The 8,881-nt window shown below is 32.0% G+C and carries 4 protein-coding genes; 1 reads left to right on the plus strand and 3 read right to left on the minus strand.

Annotated features, from left to right (window positions below):
* Nucleotides 1-818 precede the first annotated feature (818 nt).
* The 3 genes from CLPUN_RS02550 to CLPUN_RS02560 all read right to left on the minus strand — a co-directional run bounded on the left by CLPUN_RS02550 (nt 819) and on the right by CLPUN_RS02560 (nt 5,326).
* A complete protein-coding gene (locus CLPUN_RS02550) occupies nt 819-2,543 on the minus strand; it encodes a flavin monoamine oxidase family protein (protein ID WP_077845811.1) in 1,725 nt (574 codons plus the stop codon).
* 67 nt (nt 2,544-2,610) lie between these two features.
* Complete coding sequence (locus CLPUN_RS02555; RefSeq protein ID WP_077845812.1) at nt 2,611-3,747, minus strand: aminotransferase class V-fold PLP-dependent enzyme; 1,137 nt, start codon at nt 3,745-3,747, stop codon at nt 2,611-2,613.
* A gap of 775 nt (nt 3,748-4,522) precedes the next feature.
* Nucleotides 4,523-5,326 (minus strand): hypothetical protein, encoded by an 804-nt coding sequence (locus tag CLPUN_RS02560; RefSeq protein ID WP_077845813.1) that lies wholly within the window; start codon nt 5,324-5,326, stop codon nt 4,523-4,525.
* A 1,059-nt stretch (nt 5,327-6,385) separates the two neighbouring features.
* Here CLPUN_RS02560 and CLPUN_RS02565 point away from each other — a divergent pair.
* On the plus strand, nt 6,386-8,386 hold the full coding sequence (locus CLPUN_RS02565) for a BclA C-terminal domain-containing protein (protein WP_077845814.1): 2,001 nt from the start codon (nt 6,386-6,388) through the stop codon (nt 8,384-8,386).
* Nucleotides 8,387-8,881 lie beyond the last annotated feature (495 nt).

The raw sequence follows: 8,881 nt of genomic DNA on the forward strand, positions 1-8,881 counted from the left end.
GCTAAAACTATAGAAATTAATATAATCCGCTTACGCGAAAGCGGCTATGATGTTAGCATAATAAATTAAACTGTTAGTGGGTCAATTTTAGTTGCAAAAGTGGGTCAAAAGTACTTGACAATCTACACCTGCTTTTCTTCTTTTAATCTATACATTTAATAATGTATAAAATATTAATTATATAGTAAATCAAAATGCATGTGATTTAGGAACCGTCAAAAACTTGAATAATACAATCAGTTTAACAACTAGAAATTATTTTATCAACCTTACATGTGATGATATGCTATTTGACAATCAAGTTATAAGTAGCATTTCGATTTTTATTCTAAAACAAATTGTCTCGTATCAGTTCAATATGATGAATAGCCAAGAGGTGGCCTATTAACACCCCCTACATGGCAATATATTAAATATAGCAATTATATTGATTGTTATAAAAAGCTGTGTGCCAGTAATTTTATATTTTCACCAGACATGTCATACAAACTATAGGTTGTTAATAGATATGGTATATATGATGAAGAATATAAACTAGTAAAAGATTGTCTAAGATGGCTATATTTCTACAAGAGGTATGTAAGGATTACGATATAAAAACTGAGATTTTCCAATGCCTGAGACTATTTCAAAAATAGTATTAAGTTTACCAATATGGCATGGGTAAATAACAACAAAATTAATTATTTAATAAGATCTCAAATAAATGGTAAAACATAATACGTTTAATACTGTACTAACTTATGATTATTATGAATATCAATAAGGATCTACATTTTATAGTGTAGATCCTTTTTATATAAATATTTAATTATTGTCTAAACTAATTTATCCTTTATCTGCTTCGCTACTTGACTTGCAGCAATCATGCCACTCTGAAGAGCTCCTTGCTGAGAAACATGCTTTTGAGAAATATGCTCTCCTGCAAAAAATACTTTATTCGACATTTCTGGAACAGTTACAACATAAGAGAAAAGTGTTTTATCCTCTGGCTTTGATAATGCTCCAGCAGTCCATATATACTGTACATCTGACCAAATTAATGACTTATAGTCAATTAACTTATCATCTAGATAATGAGGCGAAAGTCCATGAACTTTTTCTATATATCTCATTACATCATCAATTTGCAATTCTGGATTTTCATTTCCCAATCTCTCTGCTTCTTGGCACCAGCTATAGCTAGCTAGCAATACACCAGCCTCTTCTGGGCTTGTCCTAGGCTTTAATACCCACTTGCCATATTTATTAGCTACAGGTTTTGCATGATCTGAAGGGTAATGAATTGAAACTAAAGGAAGATCCGTAAAAGAACATCCTCCTACTATCTTTTTTGATGCATTCCCCATTTCCCAAAACCTTTCCTTAAGATGTAGATATATCTTATGTGCTATTTCATAGTTCATTTCATTTATAGCCTGCATCTTAGTGGTTGAAAAAAGAGGTTCTATTTCAATTCTCCTTAAGCTTGAGAATGGTATGGCACATATTACGTAATCGAATTCTTCAGATGTTTCTTTAGTATTTCTATAATCCGTATATTTAAGTATAATTTTATCTTTTGAAAAAGAATTATATATTCCCTTAACAGGGAACCCCATTTTTATTTCTATTTTACCTAATTGTTCTTTACTAATACCTTTATAAGCCTCTTCATTTTTGTCACAAAGCGCCTCATATAATGAATGAGGTAAATTAATCATACCATCGGTAATACGATAAGTATATTCAAAATCTACTGTATAGTATTGCTGAAGCATTTCAGTAAGACTTAAACTAAAAAACTGTTCTTTGCCTTCCAAATACGCAAGCATTGATATAGAATCCTGACTAAGATCTACATTCTCATATGCATTTCTATAACTTAATTTATCTATTTCTGTTATACTCTTTGAATATTCAGATTTAACTTGAATTAATTCCCTTCTTAATTCTATTGAAAGAGAGCTTAAATATTTTTTATATATCTTTTCACGGAGTTCAGACCATGCTTTCTTTCTCTCAATTTGGCTTAAATTAAACTTAGGATATATATTATTTTCCACACTTTTCCCTTTAGCATCATTAATAGCCCGTTCATCTCTAACATAAAACAAACCATTATCATTATGATTTACAAAAGGGCTTGTATGAAGTTTAAAAAGATTTATATAATGCCAGGTAGTCTCATGAGATACTGGTATACTCATTGGACCTAATTCACTAGAGTACTTTCTATTTCTATCAAAGTAATAAGTGTATACCCTTCCTCCTATTCTATGGCTTGCTTCAAATAAAGTAATGTTACAACCTGTCTTTCTAAGTTCAAATGCAGCAGCTAACCCGGCTTCTCCGGCACCAATTACTGCTACTTTAATATTTTTAGCACACCCCGTCGGACAAAGATTAGTTATATCTTTCGGTGGGCTCATCAAATCAATTATATTACTTAAATCATCTAATCTATTCTGCATCTTGAGTATATATTCAAGCATCGTATATCTTTCGCACTCACCAGGATTATCTATTTGATAAGGAGAGTTTGAATTACTATAAGAATTCATAACTTTCACATCCTAATATTTTTTATTACATATATAATTATATATGTACTGCATCCTTCATTTCACATTATCCTTTATAAATCCTCATGATTGTTACTAGTAGTTTTTCTATATCTTCAAAGGTATTAAAATATCCTGGACTCACTCTCACAGTACCAGCATATTCTGTACCAATCACGTCATGTATTAAAGGTGCACAATGGTAACCTGTTCGTACAGCTATTCCCTCTTCATTCAGTTGTTCACCAATAATAGAAGCATCAATTCCTTCTATATTGAAGGAAAGTACTGGACTTCTTTGTTTTACAGAATGACTCCCATAAATTTTTACATAAGATAGTTTTTTTAATTCCTCGAATAAATATGATATCAATTCTTTTTCAGATTTTTGTATGTTATCTACTCCAACTCTCTTAATGAATTTTATTCCTTCACATAAACCGGCAATTCCTGGTGTATTTAGAGTTCCACTTTCAAACTGATCTGGCATGAAGTCTGGTTGAACCACAAAATGAGAATTACTTCCAGTTCCACCTTCCTTAAAATTCTTTAGTTTTATTCCCTTTCGTATAAACAAGCATCCTGTTCCTTGAGGTCCTAATAATCCTTTATGTCCTGAGAATGCCAATAAATCAATGTGATCTCTTTCCACATCAATAGGAATAACTCCAGCACTTTGAGATGCATCCACCATAAATATAATTCCTTTTACCTTCGAAAGTTTTCCAATATTCTCGATGTCTTGAAGACTACCTAGTACATTAGATGCATGATTTATAATGATCATCTTAGTATTTTTCTTAATCTCTTCCTTAATATCCTTAATATTAACATAACCTGCTTTATCTACATTTACCAAAGTGACTTCAACTCCACTTTTACTCATCGAATGCAATGGTCTTAAAACAGAATTATGTTCAATCACTGTACTAATAACATGATCTCCCTTTTTTAAAACTCCTTTAATTCCTATATTTAATGCTTCGGTTGAATTGCCTGTAAAAATTAAGTTAAAAGGACTAGGAATATTAAATAATTGACATATTTCTTCTCTTGTTTCCATAATTTTTAGAGCTGCTTTTATAGACATCTCATAAGAACCTCGTCCTGGGCTAGCAGCATAATTTCTCATGCAATTTAGTACTTCTTCATAAACTGCTGATGGTTTTGGAAATGATGTAGCTGCATTATCTAAATAAATCATATAAAGCTCCTTATAAAATTTATGCGTTGTGCTAGTTAAATTATTAAAAAAACTCTAACAAAGTTCAATTATAATTAAGTAAAAATTAATAATAATGAGGTTGATTGAAATGCTAGAGTTCACTTATTATAATACTGAAGAAGTTAATAATTTGAATGTCTTTTTATAGTTCCCTTTGTATTAATTGATGCTGCTTATAGTGTAATAATACCTAGTTCTATACAAAATAGAAGAAACATCTCCAAAATTAAATTTTCAGATTCTAAAATAATAACAATCCGCCTCGTGGCGAATCTCTTATAATTGATTCCAAAAAGGTATGGTTTTATTTTGTTAAAAAACTTTAAAGATTTATTTTCTAAATATTTGTCATAGAACAAGGTTTAATAGAACTAAAAGAAATTTTTATAAAATTATTTAGAACTAAAACTACATACATTAGTTAATACAAATAACTTTTTACAAATCTTATTTTAATACCTGCACATGTTGATGCCAGAGACGCAGTTTTTGATCTTATACAATCAAATAATTCTATAAAAATACTGGCTCAAAATTTCTCATTTATGCTAAATATAATTGCAGTAAATATTATCAATACTGAACAATTTAAACATCTTAAATCTTACTAAAAATTGTCTAATTGTTCTTCAAAAATATTTCTGGCAAAAATACATTTACAATTATTTTAAACATATTTTTAATAACTAGCACAACGCATAAATAAAAGATTTATAACGTAATTAAAATCTATTTATTAGTGGAATAATCTTTGCTAATTATAATCTCTATCATTATGATCTCCATCACTATAATCTCTATCATTATCATCAAAGTCTGAGAATAATAGGTCTAGGTTTTGATCTGGATAGAACTTAGGAATTGGAGCTTTTTCAAATCTCTCACATGGGTCTTCCTCAGGTTCTTCTTCACATGGTTCTTTTGGAACTGGACAGTAGTCATAAGCAGGAATAAGAAGCTGTACAATAAGCTCGCATTTTACAACAATGTAATACCCCAAAGTGATGTCTAAAACAAAGTTTCCTTCTTTATCTTTTAATAATTCACCGTCTAGTGCTTCAGCAACCATTTCAAGTTTTATTATATTAGAATCTAAATCTTGAGCATGGTGAACAGGTACAGAACTAGCAGAAATTTGAGCTACAGAATCAGGACAGTAGAACTTTCCAATTACATCTGTTCGATTAATTTCATACAATTCACTTTTGTTTGCACCATTACAGTCAATATAATCTGCATAGAAAGAAATAATGTAAGAAAGAACTATTTTTTTGAAACCATGTTTTCCTTTAAGTGGAATCTTATCCACGGAGATCAACTTTACATTGAAGTCTCTACTACCAATATATCTCTTAGGATTTGTTAAGGGGTCACTTCTTAATTCATAATCTGTTGTATTTGTGTCAGGGCCTTCACCGTATACAAGACATCTTTTTATTAAGCATTGATCAAATATCTTAGGTATTTCAATGCAAACTAATTCAGAAGGATCTGGCAAACGTCCTTGTTTATTCACAAGACCTGGACGTGGCAAAAATTTTTTGAAGTTAATGGACATAAATTCTCCTCCTCTTGAAAGATTATGATAAATATAAATTTTTATAACATTTATAATACATCGTATGTGAGAACATTAAAGTGGTGACATTAAAAAGTTAGATAAAATAATTTTTTTATTTCTATAAATTTTGTCAGCTAAGATTCTTTAACGATAAAATTCATTTCTTAATTTATAAGTCTCTCTATATAGGCATTAGGCTTTCACATTCATTTTAAGCATCCTAACTTAATTTTCCCATTTTTAAAATATCCATCAAAAACACTTATTTCAAATTGTGCTTCGAACTCCGTAGTAGCTTTAGTCTTTCCTTTAACAATTGATCTTACATGTGGTTGACTAATACTGGCAATTCTATTTTTTACTGTTTGTTTTCTATTTAAATCTGAATCATTTCACTTAATTCCACCATCATATTCTGGAGTATAAAAATTTATCATTTAGTCACTCTAACAAGCTTTCCTTTGCTATGTTTTTGGAGATAAAACCCTCTGAGTACTCTTTTACTTGATGAGTACTCTTTTACTTGATTTATATTCATTATTTTGAATAAACGTCATGTTAAGTCCAGCTTGTGAAAAAATACTCTTTATTATAAGTTTCCATAAAATAACCTCTTATATCGCCCAAAATTTAGGCTTCATTATATATACTATACTCCATAGACTAAATTTGAATTATACAAGACCAGCATATGTTAAAAAAAGGCTGATAAAGAAAACAAAAGTTTAGTTAGAGTTAAAGTTGCTGCACAAGATTTCATTCAAACAATAAATAAAGTTCTTAAACAAACAATAGACAGTATATACGTTAAAATGTAGAAACCTTATTAGAACATATATATATTAATCGATTTTAGAAATTTGTTAGTTATTAAACTTCCGAAAGTAAGATATTATATTACAATTTTAGTATTTCTATTTATTTATTCTACTATTATGTATCTAATAATATTGAAAATATCATAGGTATCTTCTAAATTGGAACAACATAGTGTATATATTCATAATCTATAGTAGTAATTAGAATGAAATATTACCCAATTAGGAGGTAATTTGTATGAATATTAATACTCCAGAATATTATCATTGGGAAGCTACAAATACAAATAATTGTAATGATGATAGAAATAACTGTAATAATAATAGAAATCATTGTAATGATGATAGAAATAACTGTAGATGTAAATGTAGATGTTGCCCTAAATGCTTTATCTGTCTACAAGGACCACAAGGCGCTCAAGGAAGTCAAGGTGCTCAAGGAAGTCAAGGTATCCAAGGTTCTCAAGGAGCTCAAGGTGCTCAAGGTGCTCAAGGACCTCAAGGTACTCAAGGTACTCAAGGAAACCAAGGTGCTCAAGGTGCTCAAGGATCTCAAGGAAGCCAAGGTTCTCAAGGTGTTCAAGGTTCTCAAGGAAGTCAAGGTATCCAAGGATCTCAAGGAAATCAAGGGATCCAAGGAGCTCAAGGTGTTCAAGGAAGCCAAGGTTCTCAAGGAAACCAAGGAAGTCAAGGTTCTCAAGGAGCTCAAGGTGTTCAAGGAAGCCAAGGTACTCAAGGAAACCAAGGTATCCAAGGTGCTCAAGGAGCTCAAGGATCTCAAGGAAGCCAAGGTTCTCAAGGTTCTCAAGGAGCTCAAGGTGTTCAAGGAAGCCAAGGTACTCAAGGAAACCAAGGTATCCAAGGTGCTCAAGGAGCTCAAGGATCTCAAGGAAGCCAAGGTTCTCAAGGTTCTCAAGGTGTTCAAGGTGCTCAAGGACCTCAAGGTACTCAAGGAAACCAAGGTATCCAAGGTGCTCAAGGAGCTCAAGGCTCTCAAGGTATTCAAGGATCTCAAGGAAGCCAAGGTTCTCAAGGTGTTCAAGGTTCTCAAGGTATTCAAGGTTCTCAAGGAAGTCAAGGTATCCAAGGATCTCAAGGTTCTCAAGGTGTTCAAGGCGCTCAAGGTATTCAAGGACCTCAAGGAAGTCAAGGGATCCAAGGATCTCAAGGTGTTCAAGGAAGCCAAGGTTCTCAAGGAAACCAAGGAAGTCAAGGTTCTCAAGGAGCTCAAGGTGTTCAAGGAAGCCAAGGTACTCAAGGTGCTCAAGGACCTCAAGGTACTCAAGGAAACCAAGGTATCCAAGGTGCTCAAGGAGCTCAAGGCTCTCAAGGTATTCAAGGATCTCAAGGAAGCCAAGGTTCTCAAGGTGTTCAAGGTTCTCAAGGTATTCAAGGTTCTCAAGGAAGTCAAGGTGTTCAAGGCGCTCAAGGTATTCAAGGACCTCAAGGTTCTCAAGGAAGTCAAGGTATCCAAGGACCTCAAGGATCTCAAGGAAGCCAAGGTTCTCAAGGTGTTCAAGGCGCTCAAGGTATTCAAGGACCTCAAGGTTCTCAAGGAAGTCAAGGTATCCAAGGATCTCAAGGTGTTCAAGGAAGCCAAGGTATCCAAGGTGCTCAAGGAGCTCAAGGCTCTCAAGGTATTCAAGGATCTCAAGGAAGCCAAGGTTCTCAAGGTTCTCAAGGTATCCAAGGTTCTCAAGGTTCTCAAGGTATCCAAGGTTCTCAAGGACTTAGAGGTGAACAAGGTTCTCAAGGAAGTCAAGGTATCCAAGGTTCTCAAGGTGTTCAAGGCGCTCAAGGTTCTCAAGGAAGCCAAGGTGCTCAAGGACTAAATGTTACTAGCAATTCAGGTTTTGCTAATAACACTACTGGTAGCATAATTGCTGTTGTATTAGGCGGTACTGATATTCCACTTCCAAATAATCAAAACTTAAGTGGCGTATCTGTAAATGGTACTAATGATACTTTCACCGTAACAAATGCTGGTAGGTATTTTATCTCTTACAGTATAAATTTAACAGCCGCATTATTAGTTTCATCTAGAGTTCTAATAAACGGAGCCACTAATACTGCATTAACAATTAGTCCAGTAGTTTCTTTGTCAAATCAGTCAGCTTATGCAATTTTATCATTATCTGCTAATTCTACACTTGTTTTACAGCTGTTCGGATTAGTGGGTGCAGCAACACTTTTACCAAATAGCCAGGGAGCTGAACTAACAATTATAAGATTATCATAAATATGAAAAATAAATAGCTGCCAAACAAATAATTTATGTTTTTTGTATAACAGCTTTCACTATTTTTCTAACTGAAATTGGTGACTTAAAACTATCTTTTAGTTAGTTTTAGGTCATTTTTTTATCATTACTTATAGCTATAAATTGTTATACACGAATTATTTCCTCCTCAAAAGTCAAATTATTTTTTTAAATTACAATAAAATTTATATTACTAAATTTATAACAATTCTCTAATTCACCTAGTAGTATTACTTTATATAGTGTCAGATTATTTAATATGATTAAAAAGGCACTTTTTTAGAAACAAATAAATCGATGTATGACACAATTCCTTGCTTTAAATATTTAGATATATAAATGATACGATAAGAATGTACAATTTAGTTTTTATAAATTATAATTACTCAAGATTTAACGGAGGTAATTATGATTATACAAACAAATATTTATTCAGAACTTAAAATTAATACTTTAGAAGATCTTCATAAAATA

The organism is Clostridium puniceum, from assembly GCF_002006345.1.
In the GTDB taxonomy this organism is placed as follows: Bacteria; Bacillota; Clostridia; order Clostridiales; family Clostridiaceae; genus Clostridium; species Clostridium puniceum.